General features: G+C 45.4%; 16 protein-coding genes. 14 read left to right on the forward strand and 2 right to left on the reverse strand.

Annotation, left to right across the window (positions count from 1 at the left end; translation table 11 throughout):
- The coding region (locus tag FD47_RS04105) for an aldo/keto reductase (RefSeq protein WP_162260755.1) at window positions 1-237 on the reverse strand (237 nt) is incomplete at its 3' end.
- 361 nt (window positions 238-598) lie between these two features.
- Between FD47_RS04105 and purE the strand changes: the two genes are divergently transcribed.
- The 14 genes from purE to FD47_RS04175 all read left to right on the forward strand — a co-directional run bounded on the left by purE (window position 599) and on the right by FD47_RS04175 (window position 16,424).
- Window positions 599-1,087 carry a 5-(carboxyamino)imidazole ribonucleotide mutase gene (gene purE / locus FD47_RS04110; RefSeq protein ID WP_056980080.1) on the forward strand — a complete coding sequence of 163 codons (489 nt, stop codon included), beginning with the start codon at window positions 599-601 and terminating at the stop codon, window positions 1,085-1,087.
- A complete protein-coding gene (gene purK / locus FD47_RS04115; protein WP_054733313.1) occupies window positions 1,068-2,201 on the forward strand; it encodes a 5-(carboxyamino)imidazole ribonucleotide synthase in 1,134 nt (377 codons plus the stop codon). The genes purE and purK overlap by 20 nt, the downstream gene beginning before the upstream one ends.
- A gap of 1 nt (window position 2,202) precedes the next feature.
- Complete coding sequence (gene purC, locus FD47_RS04120; RefSeq protein ID WP_008215498.1) at window positions 2,203-2,943, forward strand: phosphoribosylaminoimidazolesuccinocarboxamide synthase; 741 nt, start codon at window positions 2,203-2,205, stop codon at window positions 2,941-2,943.
- The gene (gene purS / locus FD47_RS04125) at window positions 2,943-3,206 is read left to right on the forward strand and encodes a phosphoribosylformylglycinamidine synthase subunit PurS (RefSeq protein ID WP_008215500.1); all 264 of its coding nucleotides are present in this window, start codon (window positions 2,943-2,945) and stop codon (window positions 3,204-3,206) included. The genes purC and purS overlap by 1 nt, the downstream gene beginning before the upstream one ends.
- On the forward strand, window positions 3,203-3,889 hold the full coding sequence (purQ, locus tag FD47_RS04130; protein WP_054733315.1) for a phosphoribosylformylglycinamidine synthase subunit PurQ: 687 nt from the start codon (window positions 3,203-3,205) through the stop codon (window positions 3,887-3,889). The genes purS and purQ overlap by 4 nt, the downstream gene beginning before the upstream one ends.
- A complete protein-coding gene (gene purL / locus FD47_RS04135) occupies window positions 3,882-6,116 on the forward strand; it encodes a phosphoribosylformylglycinamidine synthase subunit PurL (protein ID WP_056980081.1) in 2,235 nt (744 codons plus the stop codon). The genes purQ and purL overlap by 8 nt, the downstream gene beginning before the upstream one ends.
- Window positions 6,101-7,543 (forward strand): amidophosphoribosyltransferase, encoded by a 1,443-nt coding sequence (gene purF / locus FD47_RS04140; RefSeq protein WP_054733317.1) that lies wholly within the window; start codon window positions 6,101-6,103, stop codon window positions 7,541-7,543. The genes purL and purF overlap by 16 nt, the downstream gene beginning before the upstream one ends.
- Window positions 7,544-7,552: 9 nt before the next feature.
- Window positions 7,553-8,563 (forward strand): phosphoribosylformylglycinamidine cyclo-ligase, encoded by a 1,011-nt coding sequence (purM, locus tag FD47_RS04145; RefSeq protein ID WP_054733320.1) that lies wholly within the window; start codon window positions 7,553-7,555, stop codon window positions 8,561-8,563.
- 2 nt (window positions 8,564-8,565) lie between these two features.
- Window positions 8,566-9,153, forward strand: a complete 588-nt coding sequence (purN, locus tag FD47_RS04150; RefSeq protein WP_054733321.1) for a phosphoribosylglycinamide formyltransferase — start codon at window positions 8,566-8,568, stop codon at window positions 9,151-9,153.
- Window positions 9,153-10,682 carry a bifunctional phosphoribosylaminoimidazolecarboxamide formyltransferase/IMP cyclohydrolase gene (gene purH, locus FD47_RS04155; protein ID WP_008215507.1) on the forward strand — a complete coding sequence of 510 codons (1,530 nt, stop codon included), beginning with the start codon at window positions 9,153-9,155 and terminating at the stop codon, window positions 10,680-10,682. The genes purN and purH overlap by 1 nt, the downstream gene beginning before the upstream one ends.
- Window positions 10,683-10,714: 32 nt before the next feature.
- Window positions 10,715-11,959, forward strand: coding sequence for a phosphoribosylamine--glycine ligase (gene purD / locus FD47_RS04160; protein ID WP_054733323.1), 1,245 nt, complete (start codon window positions 10,715-10,717; stop codon window positions 11,957-11,959).
- Between the two features lie 949 nt (window positions 11,960-12,908).
- Window positions 12,909-14,306: an MFS transporter gene (locus FD47_RS04165; protein WP_056980082.1), complete on the forward strand. Its 1,398-nt coding sequence runs from the start codon at window positions 12,909-12,911 to the stop codon at window positions 14,304-14,306.
- A 20-nt stretch (window positions 14,307-14,326) separates the two neighbouring features.
- Window positions 14,327-15,382, forward strand: a complete 1,056-nt coding sequence (locus tag FD47_RS04170) for an aldose epimerase family protein (RefSeq protein WP_054733331.1) — start codon at window positions 14,327-14,329, stop codon at window positions 15,380-15,382.
- A gap of 100 nt (window positions 15,383-15,482) precedes the next feature.
- Window positions 15,483-16,424, forward strand: coding sequence for a helix-turn-helix domain-containing protein (locus tag FD47_RS04175; protein WP_056980083.1), 942 nt, complete (start codon window positions 15,483-15,485; stop codon window positions 16,422-16,424).
- Window positions 16,425-16,529: 105 nt separating this feature from the next.
- Here FD47_RS04175 and FD47_RS04180 read toward each other — a convergent pair whose 3' ends face one another.
- A complete protein-coding gene (locus tag FD47_RS04180) occupies window positions 16,530-17,471 on the reverse strand; it encodes a helix-turn-helix domain-containing protein (RefSeq protein ID WP_054733339.1) in 942 nt (313 codons plus the stop codon).
- Between the last annotated feature and the right edge of the window lie 33 nt (window positions 17,472-17,504).

Consider the following 17,504-nt stretch of genomic DNA (forward strand, 5'->3'; position numbering starts at 1 on the left):
CGCTTTTAGAGATCTCAAACAGTTTCTAACAAATTCGCCAACGGCACGCTCACTTTCGCCGCCCTGATAACCATCGGCAGTGTCAAAGAAATTAGCACCGTGGTCGTAAGCAGCTGCAAGGGTGTCCATGGCGTCTTTGTGGTCAAATGGGGTGCCCCATTTACCGCCGAGCTGCCAAGTACCTAACGAAACTTCACTGATTGAAAAATTGGTTTTACCAAGTGTGCGATATTTCATGAATATGATCCTCCTAAACATAGAAATAACTAACTAAATCATACCATCTTTACCAGCCGGTTTCAGATGAATCAAATTTTGGGAATGGGAGTCGTCATTGGAAAGCTCCTGGTTTAAATCCGAACAATTAAAATAATGTTACAAAACACGGCTAGTAAAGGACAAACTATACATAAACAGTTTACTTTATTAGGAATAAATTGACAAATAAAGACATAGTTTTATGACAGATCCGAACGATTGGCATTCGGTATTCTAAAACCATAAAATTACACCGTAAAACCCGAACTATCACGTTGACATTTCAATCAATGTTAAGTATTATTTAGACACTAAATAAATTCAAAGGTGAGTGATAAGGATGGCAGCAATCGTCGGCGTCGTCATGGGATCAATCTCGGATTGGCCAACAATGAAATTGGCGTGTGAACAGCTTGATAATTTAGGGATTTCCTATGAGAAGCACGTCATTTCGGCACATAGAATGCCCGATGAGCTTCAGGCTTATGGCAAATCAGCACGTAATAAAGGGTTGAAAGTTGTCATTGCCGGTGCTGGCGGCGCTGCTCATCTACCAGGGATGATTGCCGCAAATACGACGTTGCCAGTGATTGGGGTTCCGATTAAAACCCGAACATTAAACGGGGTTGATTCGTTACTCTCAATTGTCCAGATGCCATTTGGCGCGCCGGTTGCCACTGTCAGCATTGGTGAATCGGGTGCCAAGAACGCCGCCTTATTAGCCGCTCAGATTTTGGGGACTGACGATAAAGCAATCCAACAAAAACTTTCGGATTTAAAACACGAACAACGAGTGGAGGCCAAAAACAGTGAGCAGCAATTTGATTAAGACAATTTTGCCACCGGCAACCATCGGAATCGTTGGTGGCGGTCAGTTGGGTCAGATGATGGCCCTCATCGCCAAATCGATGGGCTATAAGGTTGGTATTCTTGATCCAACGCCCCATGCACCAGCTGGTCAGGTTGCTGATTTTCAAATCGTTGCCGAGTACGCCGACGTGAAGGCGCTGATGCAGCTAGCCGAAAAAAGTGATGTCTTAACATATGAGTTTGAAAATGTCGATGAGGGATCATTACTCAAGGCAAAGCAGGTGGCCGAGCTGCCCCAGGGAACCAACCTGCTGCACATAACCGGCGAACGCTTAAACGAAAAGAACTTCCTCAATGACGCCGGGATTCCAGTCACTAAATTCGCTGCCGTTAACGATGAGAAAACGATGCGGGCCGCCGTTGAAACCGTTGGCTATCCGGCAATTCTTAAGACGGTTTCCGGTGGTTACGACGGTCACGGCCAGATGGACATTAATAATTCTGCGGACGTTGCCAAAGCCGCCGAGCTATATGACAAGACCCAGTGTATTTTGGAAGCTCGCCAAAAGTTCATTGCCGAAGCCTCGGTGATGGTCACTCGGGATGTCAACGGTAAGGTAGTGACCTTTCCGTTAGTTGAAAACCGTCATAAGAACCACATTCTTCACACCACCATTGCCCCGGGCCAGTTTGCGCCGGCAATTCACCAAAAGGCGCATCAATACGCAGAAATTATTGCGAATAAGTTGAACCTTTACGGCGTCTTAGGAATTGAACTTTTCGTTCTTGATGACTCGCATTTGATGGTCAACGAACTCGCACCACGACCACATAATTCAGGTCACTACACGATTGAAGCATGTAACATCTCCCAATTTGAAGCGCACATTCGAAGTATTTGTGGTTTGCCGATTCCACCGATTGTTCAAGAAAAACCGGCGGTCATGCGGAACTTATTGGGAACTGATTTAACCCTTGCCAGAAACTTATTGAAGGATCATCCGGAATGGCACTTCCACGACTATGGAAAGGCTGAAATCCGGCCGCAACGGAAAATGGGTCACGTCACGGTTTTAGGTGACGATATCGATGAATTGTTGAAATCAACTGCCATGTTAAAGGGAGAAAACTAAAATGACTGAAATTGCCGACATTGAAAAGAAAGATTTATTGTACAAGGGTAAGGCCAAGGAAATGTTCACCACCAATGATCCTGACATTATGTGGGTTCATTACATGGATCAGGTAACCGCCTTTAACGGTAAGAAAAAAGTTCAGATGCAGGGCAAGGGCCAAACTAACTGTGAAATTTCATCACTGATTTTCACGGATTTAGCCAAGCATGGGATTGAAAACCACTTTATCAAGCAGCTTGATTCCAATAATCAGCTGGTAAAGCGCGTTAAGATCATTCCACTGGAAACCGTCGTCCGCAACTTTGCGTCAGGCAGTTTTGAAAAGCGTTACGGCGTCAAGCACCTCATGAAGTTCGAAAAGCCCGTTACCGAGTTCTTCTATAAGAGTGATGAACTTGACGATCCGTTTATCAATGACTTCGATGCCGAAGCCCTCAACATCGCAACGGAAGCCCAAATGCAGAAAATTCGGGAAATCGCATTGAAGGTTAATGATCGATTGAAAGAAATTTTTAACGATATGGACGTCGACCTGGTTGATTTCAAAGTTGAATTTGGGATCACCAATGATGGTCAGCTGCTCTTAGCTGATGAAATTTCACCCGACAGCTGCCGGTTAGTTGATCGCAAGACCAAGAAGTCACTGGATAAGGATGTCTTTAGAAAGGGCCTCGGCGCTTTAGTTCCCGTTTATAAGGAATTGTTAGGCCGCCTGGAAAAAGTGGAGGATGTCAAATAATGGCACTTGTAAAAGTCTACGTTAACTATAAGAAATCAATTTTGAACCCGGAAGCCCAAGCCATTCAAAAAGCCCTCGGTCGATTAGGCTATGACAACATTGACGACCTGAAGCTTGGCAAGTACTTTGAAATCACCGTTAAAGACGGTGTCAGCCGGGCCGACCTGGACAAAGAAATTAACGAAATTTGTGACAAGATGCTCGCCAACTACAACATGGAAAATTACCACTACGAAATTGTTGAAACGGAGGCTGCCCAATGAAATTTGCAATCCTTGCATTTCCCGGATCCAACTGTGAAATGGATCTGTACTATGCGATCCAGGATATTATGAATGAAGATGTCGAACTGGTTTCTTACAAGAATGATTCCCTAGACGGTTTTGATGCCGTCCTGATTCCTGGCGGCTTTTCTTACGGTGATTATCTTCGAAGCGGCGCAATTGCCCGCTTTTCACCAATTATTCCGGCTTTGCAGGCATTCGCCAAGAGCGGCAAGCCGGTTCTGGGAATTTGCAACGGGTTCCAAATTTTAACCGAGGCTGGTCTGCTTCCGGGAAGCCTTCAGAAAAACGTTTCCGCTAAGTTCATCTGTGACACGGAGCCATTGGTGGTTAACAACGCGGATTCAATGTTCAGTTCAGAATTTAAATTAGCCCAAATCATCAACCTGCCAATTGCTCACGGTGATGGCAATTACTATTGCGATCAAGAAACGTTAAATGACCTCATTGCCAACGATCAGATTATTTTTAAATATCGTAATAATCCCAATGGCAGTGTTGCCAACATTGCCGGGATCACCAATAAAGCTGGCAACGTCCTTGGCATGATGCCCCATCCTGAACGCGCAGTTGAAGACATCTTGGGATCCAGCGACGGCATCGGAATTTTTCAATCAATTGTCAACTATGCAAAAAGTCGAGAGGTAGTCACTCATGGATAAGGTAATGAATCAAACAGCTGAACCAACGCCAGAACAAATTCAGGACCAAAAGATGTACCAATCAATGGGCCTCTCGGATCATGAATATCATCTGATTAAGGATGACGTCCTTCACCGACTGCCTAATTACACCGAAGTTGGCTTGTTCTCCGGAATGTGGAGTGAACATTGTTCTTACAAGAACTCAAAGCCGGTCTTAAAAAAGTTTTACACCAAGGGCGAACACGTTGTGAAGGGCCCTGGTGAAGGTGCCGGTATTATTGATATTGGTGATAACCAAGGCGTTGTTTTTAAAGCCGAAAGTCATAATCATCCTTCAGCCGTTGAACCCTTCCAAGGGGCAACAACCGGCGTTGGCGGCATTCTTCGGGACATCTTCTCGATGGGTGCCCGGCCGATTGCCAGCTTGGATAGTCTAAGATTCGCTGAACCCAAGACCGATGAAGATCGATATTTTATTTCTCAGATTGTTGCTGGAATCAGTTCCTATGGTAATTGTATCGGCGTGCCAACCGTTGGTGGGGATACGGTGTTCGACGATGCTTACAAGCACAATCCGTTAGTAAACGTGATGTGTGTTGGCCTGATGGATCTCGATAAAATTGAAGTTGGTGCCGCTGCCGGCGTTGGCAATAGCATTGTCTATGTTGGTGCCAAGACTGGTCGTGATGGCATTAACGGTGCGTCGTTTGCCTCATTCCAATTTGATTCAGAGCACGAAAGTCAACGGTCCGCCGTTCAAGTTGGGGATCCGTTCACCGAAAAACTGGTCATGGAAGCCTGCCTCGACGTCATTAATAATCATGCGGCGGCCCTTGTTGGGATTCAAGACATGGGCGCTGCCGGGTTGGTGTCATCTTCCGCTGAAATGGGCTCAAAGGCCGGCGGTAACGGCATGGTCCTTGACCTTGATCTCGTTCCGCAACGGGAAGCCAACATGACACCGTTTGAATTAATGCTATCTGAATCCCAAGAAAGAATGCTTCTCTGTGTTAAAGCCGGTCATGAAGATGAAGTTCTTCAAGTCTTTGCTGACCATGGCGTTGACGCCGTGGTGATTGGCCACGTCACTGATGGCGATCATTATAAACTTCTTCACCACGGTGAAGTTGTGGCTGACGTGCCGGTTGATTCACTGGCATCACAAGCGCCGGTTTATCACCGCGAATCAGCCGTTCCGGAACATTTGAAGAACGTTGAAAAGACCCAGTACCAACCACATATTAGCAATCCAACGGAAACGTTGAAGCAGATGCTGACCCAGTTGACCATTGCGTCAAAGGAAAGTATTTACAACACATATGATACCCAAGTTCAGACCAACACCGTTGTCGCACCGGGATCTGACGCCGCCGTTGCCCGGGTTCGCCATCACGATAAGGCACTGGCCATCACAACTGATGTAAACGGTCGTTATCTCTATTTGAACCCCCGGGTTGGCGGTCAAATGGCCGTTGCCGAAGCTGCCAGAAACATCGTGGCTTCCGGTGCCGTTCCGCTGGGAATCACCGATTGTCTCAACTTTGGTAATCCGGAAAAGCCTGATCAATTTTACGAGTTGGATCAAGCAGCTATGGGGATGAGTGACGCGTGCGAAAAATTCAACGCCCCGGTTATCTCAGGAAACGTTTCCTTAAATAATGAATATGATAACGTGCCAATTTATCCGACACCGATGGTTGGCATGGTCGGGCTCATTAAGGGCTTGAAACACGTGACCACCCAAGACTTTAAGCAAGCTGGCGACTTGGTATACGTTGTCGGTAAGACGGAAGATGGCTTTAACGGGTCTCAAATCCAAAAGATGCAGACCGGTAATATTTCTGGCCAGTTATTCGACTTTGATTTGGACTACGAAGCCCAAATTCAAAAATTGATCACCGACGCAATCTATCAAGACTTGATTGCCAGCGCCCATGATATTTCAGAAGGTGGCTTAATCACGGCGATTGCCGAAGCCACATTTGGCCATCAACTAGGCGTTAACTTATCAAGTAAATTAACTGTTGATCAGTTCTTCTCAGAAAGCCAGTCCCGGTTCGTTGTCTCGGTGGCACCAGAGAACCAAGCCGCTTTTGAAAAACTTGTTGGGAATCACGCTGAACGACTTGGAAAAGTAACCGACGATAATCATTTGTTCGTATCCGCCACTAACGGGTACTTTGATATTGATGTTGACGAGGCATTTAACCTTTGGAAGGGAGCATTGCCATGCAGTCTGAAGTAAAGAGTTTAAATGAAGAGTGCGGAATTTTTGGCGTTTGGGGAACTCCGGATGCCGCAAAATTAACCTACATTGGGTTATTTGCCCTTCAACACCGTGGCCAGGAAGGCGCCGGAATTACGGTTAATGAAAATGGCCATCTTCAGACAAAACGCGGCTTTGGCTTATTGACCGATGTCTTTGATTCACCAAGTGCCGTGGATGAAATGACCGGGACCGCCGCAATCGGGCATGTTCGTTACTCAACTGCCGGCAGTAATTTGTTGGAAAATATTCAACCACTGCCATTTAACTTCAGTGATACGCAGTTTGCGCTTGCACATAACGGAAATTTGACTAATGCGATTTCGATTCGAAAGAACCTTGAGGACCGGGGTGCCATTTACCATTCAAGTTCGGATACTGAGAACCTGATGCATCTGATTCGGTTAAGTCGAGAAGACAACCTCGATGATCAGATGAAGGAAGCTTTAAATATTATCAAGGGCGGGTTTGCCTACCTGGTTATTACCAAGGATCGGTTGTACGCCGCCCTTGATCCCAACGGTTTTCGGCCATTGGTTGTGGGCCAGCTGCCAAATGGTGCTTACGTTGTCTGCAGCGAAACTTGTGCGCTGGATGCCGTTGGCGCAACGTTTAAATTTGATGTTCAGCCAGGCCAGCTGATTAAGATTGACGACTCGGGAATTGCCGTTGATCAGTACACCAACGATACCCAATTATCGATTTGCTCGATGGAATTCATTTATTTTGCCCGTCCCGATTCCGATATTTACGGGGTCAACGTTCACTCTGCTCGTAAGCGGATGGGCGCTCGCTTGGCAGCGGAACAGCCGGTTGAAAATGCGGACATTGTGACTGGGGTGCCTAATTCCTCGTTATCGGCAGCTATGGGTTATGCCGAGGCATCCGGGCTTCCTTATGAAATGGGACTTGTTAAAAATCAATATTCAGCCCGAACCTTTATCGAACCAACCCAAGAATTACGAGAACAGGGCGTTAACATGAAGCTCTCAGCCGTTAAAGGCGTTGTTCGCGGCAAAAATGTTGTTTTGGTTGATGATTCAATCGTTCGTGGCACGACCAGTCGACGGATTGTCAAACTTTTGAAGGACGCAGGCGCGGCTTCGGTTCATCTTCGGATTGCTTCCCCGCCACTTCGTTACCCATGCTTCTACGGGATTGACATTCAACACGTTCGGGAATTAATTGCCGCTAATAAGACAATTGAACAAATGCGCGAGATCTTCGGGGCTGATTCACTTGGATTCTTGAGTGTGCAGGGAGTGATCGATTCCGTCAACCTAAAGACCGATGCGCCTAACAAAGGCTTGTGTGTCGCTTACTTTGACGGTAAGTATCCTACACCGCTGTACGACTATGAAGAAGAGTACGATCGTGATCAAGCCCAACTACAACAAATGAGATGAGGTAATTTGATGGACGCCTACAAAAAGGCCGGTGTTGACATTGAGGCCGGCTACAAGTTAGTGGATGAAATTAAGAGCTTATCAAAAAATAATGCCTTGGGATCATTTGGGGGCCTCTTCCCATTAGCTTTAGGAAAGTACAAAAATCCGGTTTTGGTTTCCGGAACTGACGGGGTTGGCACCAAGTTATTAATCGCAACCCAATCAGGAATTCACAACACCATTGGGATTGATCTAGTCGCAATGTGTGTGAACGATATATTAGCTCAGGGGGCCAAACCCTTGTTTTTCCTGGATTATTTGGGAATTGGTCATCTTGATCAAGCTCAGGCCAAAGAAATTTTGACGGGAGTTGTTGACGGGGTGGATCAAGCTGATGCCAAATTAGTTGGCGGTGAGACTGCCGAAATGCCCGATATGTATGATCATGGTCACTATGACATGGCTGGCTTTGCGGTCGGAATTGCCGACGCGGACGACTTATTAAAGCCTGAAAGCCTCAAGAAAGGTGATGTGTTGCTGGGACTTGCTTCCAACGGCCTTCATTCCAACGGATTTAGCCTGGTTCGCGACATCCTGTTTAAACAAAACGATTATCAGCTGAGCGATCGTCTGCCGGGCTGTGAGCTGGACATCGCCCATGAGCTGTTGCGGCCAACCAAGATTTACGTTAAGTCAGTGTTGCCGTTGGTTGAGAAAAAGTTGATTCAAGGGATTGCTCACATTACTGGCGGCGGACTGATTGAGAACGTTGCTCGGATTCTCCCGGCTGGCTTATCGGCAGAATTTCACTTAAACAGCTGGCAGATTCCCGCAGTGATGACCGACCTTCAATCAATCGGCCATTTATCCCTTGCGGATATGGAAAACACCTTTAATTTGGGTCTCGGCATGGTATTGGCTGTTCGCCAAGAAGACGCTGCCAAGGTCAAGTCGGCACTGGAGAATGCTGGCGAGACAGTTTATCAAGTTGGCCAGTTAATTGCCGGCGATAAAAAAGTCATCATTCGAGAGGATTAGGTATGAACTCAGACGTTAAGAACATTGCAATATTTGCTTCGGGAGAGGGGACTAATTTTACGGCTCTCTGTGATTCCTTCCGAAAAGAAAAGCTGCCAATCAACGTGAAACTGTTGGTTTGTGATCATCGCAACGCCAATGTGTTAAATCGCGCGAAGAAGGAAGACGTGCCGACATTTGTCATTAACTTTAAGGATTACCCTGACAAAGCCGCCGCGGAGACGGTCATTGCCAAAAAGTTGGCTGAGACCGGCATTGACTTCATTCTGTTGGCTGGCTATATGCGGATCATTGGCCCAACCTTATTGGCTAAGTATGAGGGCAAAATCATCAACATTCATCCGGCTCTCCTACCGAAATTCCCAGGGCGTCACGGGATTGAAGACGCTTATCAGGCGGGTGTCGACGAGACGGGTGTCACCATTCACTGGGTCGATTCAGGCATCGATTCTGGCAAGGTGATTGCCCAGCGAGCCGTTCCGATTTATAAGGATGACAAATTAAGTGAACTTGAAACGCGAATTCATGCGACTGAACACAAATTATATCCAGAAGTCGTGAAGCAATTATTAGAAAGAGGAGAAATGTAATGGCTAGAAGAGCTCTGTTAAGTGTTTCTGATAAAACGAATTTGGTTGAATTTGCAAAACAATTAAAGGATCTGGATTTTGAAATTGTTTCAACTGGCGGAACCAAGAAGGCTTTGGAAGCTGGCGGCGTCGATGTTACCGGTGTTGAAGAAGTCACTGGCTTTCCCGAAATGCTGGATGGTCGGGTTAAGACCCTCCACCCAAAGATCCATGCCGGCCTATTGGCTAAGCGGGATAATCCGGATCATATGAAACAATTGAAAGATGCCGGCATTACCCCCATTGATTTGGTTGCCGTTAATTTGTATCCTTTCAAGCAAACCATTGAGAAACCAGAAACCACAGAGGCCCAAGCAATTGAGCAGATTGATATTGGTGGCCCATCGATGCTGCGGGCAGCCGCTAAGAACTTTGCCGGCGTGCTGACAGTTGTTGACCCGGCTGATTATCAACCAGTGATTGATGCCTTAAAGAACCAGACGGATGACGAGAAGTTTCGCAAGCATTTAGCAGCCAAAGTGTTCAGACACACCGCTGCTTATGATGCGATTATTTCCAATTACTTAACCGAAGAAGAATTTCCAGAAAAATTAACCCTCACATATGAGAAACAACAAAGTCTCCGTTACGGTGAAAATAGCCATCAAAAGGCCGCTTTCTACCGGAAGGCCCTCCCTTCAAAGCTCACCATCATCCCCAACCAGCTTCACGGAAAGGAACTTTCCTACAACAACATTAAGGATGCCAACGCTGCCCTGAATATGGTTGCTGAATTTGATCAACCGACCGTTATTGCCATGAAGCACATGAATCCATGTGGCGTTGGTGTGGCCGATACGATTGAAAAGGCTTGGGATGAAGCCTACGAATCAGATCCAATGTCCATCTTTGGTGGGATCATTGCCGTTAACCGGGAAATTGACGCGGCAACCGCTGAAAAGATGCACAAAATCTTCTTGGAAATCGTGATTGCCCCATCATTCTCTGATGAAGCCTTCGAGATCCTGTCTAAGAAGAAGAACATCCGCTTGCTTAAAGCTGACTTGAGCCATCGTGATCAACCAGACCGCTTTGAAGAAATCACCGTTAGTGGCGGGATGCTCATTCAGGAAAGTGACCATCAAATCGATCAGATTCCTGATTTCAAGGTCGTTACCAAAGTCCAGCCAACTGAACAGCAGCTTAAAGCTCTTCAATTTGGCCAACACGTTGTTAAGCACGTTAAGAGCAACGCCGTTGTTGTCACCACCGATAGTAAGACCTTGGGGGTTGGCATGGGTCAGCCTAACCGAATTGATTCAGCAAAGATTGCCATTCAAAAGGCCATGCCAAAGGATGGGTACGAGAATGCCATTATGGCTTCGGATGCCTTCTTCCCAATGGATGACTGTGTAGAATACGCCGCAAAGCATGACATTAAGGCGATTATCCAACCAGGTGGCAGTATCAAGGACAAGGATTCCATTGCAATGGCTGATAAATTCGGAATTGCGATGGTCATGACCGGTGTTCGTCACTTCAGACATTAAAACAACGAATTAAGCAGAGGAGGAAAATCAAAATGGCAAATGTGCTTGTGATTGGATCAGGTGCCCGGGAACACGCAATTGCGGCGACTTTTACCCGCAGTCCTCAGGTTGAAAACGTGTACTGTGTTCCTGGAAATCCAGGAATGAAAAAGGACGGCATTCAAATCGCCAACATTGGCGAGACCGACTTTAAGAAGCTTGGCGACTTTGCGTTAAGCCGCGAAGTTGACTTAGTTTTTGTGGGCCCGGAAGTCCCGTTGGCAATGGGTGCGGTTGATACGTTAACCAAGCGCGGCCTACGAGTCTTCGGCCCCGGACAGGCATCGGCTTGCCTTGAAAGTGACAAGACATTTGCCAAGCGCTTCATGAAGCGCAATGGGATTCCCACCGCTGCTTTCGGGACGTTCTCCGATTATGATGACGCGGTTGCTTATGCCGATAAAATGGCATTGCCATTGGTTGTTAAAGAAAATGGGTTGGCTGCAGGGAAGGGCGTTACCATCGTCACTGAACGAGCCGATGTAAACCCACTGATTAAGAATGAGCTGGAAAAATCTGGCGAAGTTGTCATTGAAGAATATCTGAAGGGTGAAGAATTCTCCCTAATGTTATTTGTCGGTGGTGACAAACGGGTTATTCTGCCAATTTCTCAAGATCACAAGAAAATTCATGAGGGTGAAACCGGGCCAAACACCGGTGGCATGGGCGCCTACTCACCAGTGCCCCACATTACGGATGCGGTGCTTCAAGAAACCATTAAAACGGTGGTTGATCCAACCATGAAGGGCCTCGCTAATGAAGGCTTGGAGTTTGCCGGGGTCATCTACGTTGGCTGCATGCTGACTGATGATGGCATCAAGGTTATTGAGTACAACGTTCGTTTGGGCGATCCAGAAACTCAGGTTCTGCTGCCACAATTAACCAGTGACTTCTATCAGAATGTTTCTGATTTAATTGACCATAAGCTGCCAAAGATGACTTGGCAGACCGAGGATTACTATCTGGGTGTCGTTATTGCGGCCCCAGGTTACCCGCAGGCGCCACAGCAGGAGATTCCCCTTCCTGACTTACCAGCTAACGTGTTCTACGCCGGGGTCACGAGCGAAAATCAAAAGTTATTTAGTAAGGGCGGTCGGATTTTCACGATTGTCGACCATGCGGCAACCTTACAGGCGGCTCAGGACAAGGTATACGCCGAGTTGGCGCAGATTGATTTATCAGATTTCTATTATCGAAAAGATATCGGCTTCCGCGATTTACAGAAGAGCCGGGTTTAATGATTGTTTGATAATAAAAGACAACTAAACAGGGCGATTACTCCCGATTTTTGGGAATAATTGCCCTGTTTAGTTATATATTGGGGTTCGTTAAGCCACCCCCGTCACCGGTTGATTGGATATGAGTTAACAGAATAACCGAATGGGGTGCGGATAAATTGGAAATGGTAGTTGGCTATTCAGAACCTGATAACTGACATTAAACAATAGATTGCGTGGATTTTTGTATCGCAGCAATTATTGGCTACTGAAACTGTTGACAAGGATGGCTTTGATTCATTCTTCTACTCAATTCTCTATTTCAATTTATGGTGGAACATCCTTCGAAGGTCAGACTTCTTAATAGATCCACTGGTAGTTTAACCGGTAATTATAATTGTTAAGTGATTGCAATCTCAAAATAATGAATTCGGGAGCCAACGCTGAATGATTGATTCAAATGCGATGTAATCTTTGATAGTAAGGTATTCTAAAAGGGACGTTTTAGTGTTTGCTGATTTTTGTAAGTTAGATTACCTGCTTTGATCAATTCATTGATTTGTTGGGCCCACGATTAAATAGTTCCTGTGCCGAACTCACCTCCGTTCCTTCATTTGGAATGTTTCACAAATGATTTATAAGAGAATCATAAAACATGGCGTTTCCTTTTTTAATACATATTTATTGTGAATTAGTAGCAATTCTGAAACTAGGGCGATCAATAATCCAGTGTTCTCGACGAAAATTTTCGGAAGTAGTCTCCAAAAAATGCGTGGTTGCACACTTAACGCGGTTTTAAGAATCTCCGAATCGATTTTCGAAATGTTAAATTCGATAAGTCATCCGAACAAATAAAATTAATCTTGACTTATGCGGATAAATAAAATATGATTCACATGTAAGCGTATTCTATGACGTTTTAGTGCTGCAGGCTCGATGAAAATCATCGAGAAGAAAGAGGGAAACCACTGTGGCATCTAATTCAGTTTCGGAGAAGTCAAGCTTCCGTGAGAAGGTTGGCTTCTGGGATTATCTAGGTTTTGGCGCTGGTGATATGGCGATTAACTTCACCTTTGGATCACTAGGCGTGTTCGTTGTTTACTTCTATACGAACGTTGTTGGTTTGTCTGCCGGTGTTGTTGGGACGATGATGCTGGTCTCGCGTTCGTTTGATGGGATTATTGATATGGTCATTGGTGGCTTGGTCGATCGAACTCGTAGTCGATGGGGCAAGACCAGGCCTTGGTTGCTGTTTGGCGCCATTCCATTTGCACTGTTGACGGTGATGATCTTTGCCGTTCCAGCTAATCTTGGTGGGGTTGGCAAAATTGCTTATGCGTTTATTTCGTATAATATTTTAATGATTTCGTTCTCGTCAATCGCCATTCCATTTGGAACTTTGAATTCTCTCGTGACTCGTGATCGTCACCAGCGGGAAACATTTAACATCTTCAGAATGACCGAAGCCCAAATCGGATTGATTATTGTGACGAACTTGACGATGCCACTTGTCCAAATGTTTGGTGGTAAGCAATTCGGCTGGATCCTTGCCTATGCTTGCTTGGGTGTTGGCTCAGTTGCATTACTCTGGATCGTGTTCTTTACTCAACGTGAACGGGTTAGCGCAACGGTCGACGAAAATAATCAGGTTGAGACGCTTAAAGTTGGGCAACAGTTATCATTGATTTTTAAGAATAAATATTGGATGCTTGCATTCTTGTTTGCAATTGTGTTCAGTGTCACAACCGCATTTAATCAGTCAACCATGGTTTATTTCGCCCAGTATGTTCTTCACGATAAAAACTTGGTTGGAATTATGAACGTTTTGTATTACGTTCCGACAATTTTAGGCTTCTTCGTTTCGGTTAAGTTATATGATCGATTTGGTAAGACTAAAATGATGGTGATCGGTGCTCTAATCAGTATCGTTGGTTACGCAATGCCAATCTTGATGCCAAATAGTGTCATCTATAACGAAATTGCTCAGGCGGTTAAAGGCCTTGGCCAGGCACCGTTACTTGGCGCACTTTGGGCATTGTTCCCAGATACCATCGAATATGGTCACTGGAAAACAGGTCATCGAATTGAAGGCCTCCTATACAGTGGCGGTAGTCTTGGACAAAAGCTTGGCTTAGGAATTGGAACGGCCACCGTTGGCTGGGTCCTTGGAATTGGCCACTATAATGGCGCATTAGCAAATCAACCGTTAAGTGCCATTCATGCGATTTACTGGATTTTCATTTACTTACCAGTTATTGCATTCGTTATCCAGCTAATTATTCTGCACTTCTACAAAATCGATGAAATTTATCCGCAGATTATGACTGATTTAAAGAATCATAAATTTGCTGACGGCGCTGATAAATAGGGTGGAGGAAACTAATTACCATGACAATTAATAGCATTGTTGGAACAAGTCAGAAATTCGATGAGTACCAGGGCCAACAAGTTGATAAGTTTACCTTGGTCAATTCGCACCACGTTTCAGTTTCGGTTTTAACACTCGGATCAACGCTGTATGAACTGAACGTTCCTGATGCGAATGGTCAGCCACATAATATTGTTTTAAATTATCAGCATAGCGCGGACTACCTTAAAAATCCGTTCTACGTTTGCATGGCAATCGGCCGGGTAGCCGGACGAATTGCGAACGGCAAGCTAAATATTGATGGCAAGTCGTATTCCTTGCCAACGAATGAAGGGACAACGACGCTTCATGGTGGGCCCCGAGGATTTAACACGTTCATCTGGCATGGAGAAATTGTTAATCAGCATGGGAACGATGTTATCGTGATGCACCGGATTCAAACGGAAGTCGATGATCATTTTCCTGGTGACATGGATGTGACAATTACGTACTCCCTTTCAGATGATGATACCGTGGCGATTAAATTCGACGCTAAGGCAACTGAAGATACGGTGTTCAATCCAACGCAACACACTTACTTTAATCTTGGAAACACCGATACAATTAAGCAGCACCTGATTAAAGTAAATTCATCAGAGGTCTTAGAGCTCGATGATAAGAAGATTCCGACCGCCAATCGAATTAACGTTAAGCAAACGCCGTGGGATTTCAGAATATTTCACCAGCTTGGCCGCGCTATCAAAGGGATGGATAACACGACTGAACATGGATTTGATGATGTCTTTGCGGTTGCTCCCGATAATAACCATATGATTGCGGAGCTGGAGGATCCCGAAACTAATCGAGCTGTAGCGATTGAGTCGCAGAGAAGTGGCATGATTATGTTTACGGCTAATTCGTTTACCCATGATCATATGAACTTCGTTAGAACCAATGGAATTGGGATTCCGTACTTGGGGGTGGCGCTTGAGCCGATGACGTTACCAAAACCGGGACAGGATCGGGACTTCTCCGAGATGATCCTTCGAAAGGGAGAACAACAAGAGGCCACCATTAAATACCATGTTTCCTATTAAAAGTCACTTTATTTAGATTAGAGAATGAGGAAACGTCGACGTCTTGATCATAAAATCAGCTAATAGGCATTAGAGTGGTCGTTAATCGGGAGGGTCATTAATGAAATGTTTCGTGTCTTCTACAGATATCCCCGTGATATTTAGAACTGGGGGGAAGTTTACAACCGATTCTTCATGGGAGTTCGATAAAGTCTGTGGCGATACTTACGAATTAATTATTGGGATTAAGGGGCTTCTGTTCGTCACGATCGATGGGACATCATACGCCGTTAGACCTGACAATGCCCTACTTATCCCTCCTCAGGCTGTGGTTCAGGGGTCAAGTGATGGTGGCGGCTTATCGTTTCTTTGGTTGCGCTTTTGTCCAAAAGCCCATTCAGAGTACGCTGATATTAAGCGTGGACGGGTAAAGCAGTATATGGAGAATCAAGGCTGCCATTTATTTGCGTTACCCACCTTTTCACTGGCAAAAAATATTGAGAGATTAATTGTGATGTGTCACACATTATTGACTGACTATCCCAGTGATGCGTTTCAATCCGAAGAACAAAATTTAACGATGATGTACATCCTGCTGAAAATTAGCAGTCAATTTTACGAGAAGGATCAGCAGGCGCTTCCGGGGGAAGTTCGAACCCGCCGGATTAAAACGTGGATTCTTGAGCATATGTGTGCTGACCTCTCAGTTGATGACGTTAGTACGCAGTTTGGCCTGTCGCAGCAGTATTTGTCGCGAATTTTTAGAGAGTTTGAAGGCAAAACCGTTTTTCAGTACATCAACGAGCAGCGGACGGCAGTAGCTCAATACCTCTTGTGCGAAACGCACCTGTCCGTGAAAGAAATTATTGGTTACTCCTACTTTCAAAATGAGCGCCAATTTTTACTGCAGTTCAAGAAGGTGACCGGGATGACCCCGAGTAAATTTCGAGAGGCGTTTGGTGGTATTCATCGAATGAACCCGCAAATTGATATGGGTGTTCCCTTATCAAGGAGAGCTAAAGCACTGGTGAGTCAGCTTGAGACATTGCCAGACCGAGGCTGAACTGTTGGTGAATGGTCGAAAAAGGTGCTAGTCAATTAAAACGTTCGTTTTTCATCATTGAGGATGATGGAAAGCGGACGTTTTGTTTTGATGCGATTGATTAAGTTATCTTTTGGTGGGTGTCCCCGGATCTCGATCAAAGTCCAGCTGTTGCGTGATCTTTTCCGGTATTGGCAGCACGGGATCGATCACTGGGTTATTATGGTAAATCTTGCGGTACTTTGTCCGAAAAGTGCTGGGGGTTACGCCAGTCAATTTTTTGAACTGTTTCATGAATAATTTATCGTCAGAAAAGTACGAGTAGGAGCTCACTTCTTTAATTGATAAATTCGTGCGGATAAGCAATGCCTTGGCGGTTTGAATCTTGAGGTGAACCATGTAGTGCTTCGGGGACATGCCAACGTACTTCTTGAAGAGTCTGGAAACATATTGCGGGTTAAGTTCCGTTTCATTAGCGAGGTCCTTAAGAGTTGGTGAGCGGAAAATGTTGGTCCGGATCCACTCCTTCAGCTGGCTCACCAAGGCACTGTTGCGATCTTCGTTTTCCGGAACGTTTGTTGAATTGGCTAAATTCGTTAAGATGAGTGTCATTAGCAGGTTCTGCTGCTCTTGGCCAAACGGCTGCGAGGTATCAACCGCGAGTAATTGATGAGTCAGGATAATTAAATCATTAATATCTGAGAAATGATAATGATACTGGACCGTGATTTCTTTGGGATGGGACGTGGCGCTAAGGACCTTTGTCCCCGAATCCGTTTTAATGTGATCGTTTGGCAATAGAAAGTGCAGCCAATAGAATTCAATTTTTTTCGTTGAGGGCGCAGTTCCTCTCATAAAAGTGTAGGGCGGCACAATTAACACATCATTTGTGTTCAGGACAACATGATGATCGCCAATCATTAAATTGATTGGCCCGTGGACGCAAATCATGAGTTCATAATCACCTGGATGATAACGAGCCTTGTGTTTCCATCCCGGATCGGCAGAAAAGTTGCCGCCAACCATGAATGTGACAACTTGATCGTGGTCAAATGCTAATTGTGGCATGTTAAAAATCTCCAATCTACAAAAACAAGAAAA

This window comes from Lentilactobacillus parafarraginis DSM 18390 = JCM 14109 (assembly GCF_001435895.1).
In the GTDB taxonomy this organism is placed as follows: Bacteria; Bacillota; Bacilli; order Lactobacillales; family Lactobacillaceae; genus Lentilactobacillus; species Lentilactobacillus parafarraginis.